1 protein-coding gene is annotated in these 1,134 nt (G+C 70.4%); it reads left to right on the top strand.

The genetic code is table 11. From position 1 onward, the window contains the following. Positions 1 to 2 precede the first annotated feature (2 nt). Positions 3 to 1,124 (top strand): IS630 family transposase, encoded by a 1,122-nt coding sequence (locus ABEA93_RS41970; RefSeq protein WP_345681288.1) that lies wholly within the window; start codon positions 3 to 5, stop codon positions 1,122 to 1,124. Positions 1,125 to 1,134 lie beyond the last annotated feature (10 nt).

Here is a 1,134-nt window from a genome sequence, read left to right as displayed (position 1 = left end):
CGGTGGCAGAGCCGGTCAAGGTCCGCAGACTGACCGAGGACGAGGGTCGCAGGCTGCAACGCATCGTGCGACGCGGGACCACGAGCGCGGTGCGGTTCCGCAGGGCGATGATCGTGCTGGCCTCGGCCGGCGGGAACACGGTCCCGGTGATCGCCCGGCTGGTCCAGGCGGACGAGGACACCGTCCGCGACGTGGTCCACCGGTTCAACGAGACCGGGATGGCCAGCCTGGACCCTCGGTGGGCGGGAGGCCGTCCCCGCCTGCTCAACCATGACGACGAGGACTTCGTCGCCCAGACGGCCGCCACCCGCCCGACCGCCCTCGGCCAGCCGTTCACCCGCTGGTCGATCCGCAAACTCGCCGCCTACCTCCGCAAGGTCCACGACCGCGTCATACGCCTCGGCCGCGAGGCGTTACGCACCCTGCTGGCCCGCCGCGGGATCACCTTCCAGCGCACCAAGACCTGGAAGGAATCCAACGACCCCGACTACGACACCAAGCTCGACCGCATCGAACACGTCCTGGAACGGTTCCCGGACCGGGTGTTCGCCTTCGACGAATTCGGGCCGCTCGGCATCCGACCGACCGCCGGATCCGGCTGGGCGCCGAAAGGCCGGCCCGACCGCCTGCCGGCGACCTACCACCGCACCCACGGCGTCACCTACTTCCACGGCTGCTACTCGGTCGGCGACGACACCCTCTGGGGCGTCAACCACCGCCGCAAGGGCATCGACCACACCTGGGCCGCACTGCGCTCGATCCGCAAGGCCCGTCCGGACGGCGCCCCGATCTACGTGATCCTGGACAACCTGTCCGCCCACAAGAACTGGCGCATCCGCCGATGGGCCCGCCGCAACCGCGTCGAGTTGTGCTTCACACCGACCTACACGTCCTGGGCGAACCCGATCGAAGCGCACTTCGGACCGCTGCGGCAGTTCACCATCGCGAACTCCAACCACCCGAACCACACCGCCCAGACCCGCGCGCTGCACGCCTACCTGCGCTGGCGCAACACCCACACCCGCGACCCCGACCTCCTCGCCGCCCAACGCCGCGAACGAGCCCGTGTCCGCAGCGAAAAGGGCGTCCGCTACGGCGGACGCCCCCTCACCCAAGCAGCCTGACCACCCCGGC

Source organism: Yinghuangia aomiensis (assembly GCF_039542225.1).
Lineage (GTDB): Bacteria > Actinomycetota > Actinomycetes > Streptomycetales > Streptomycetaceae > Yinghuangia > Yinghuangia aomiensis.
Note: the sequence above shows the minus strand (reverse complement) of the source record. Positions and strands in the feature narration are given on the sequence as shown.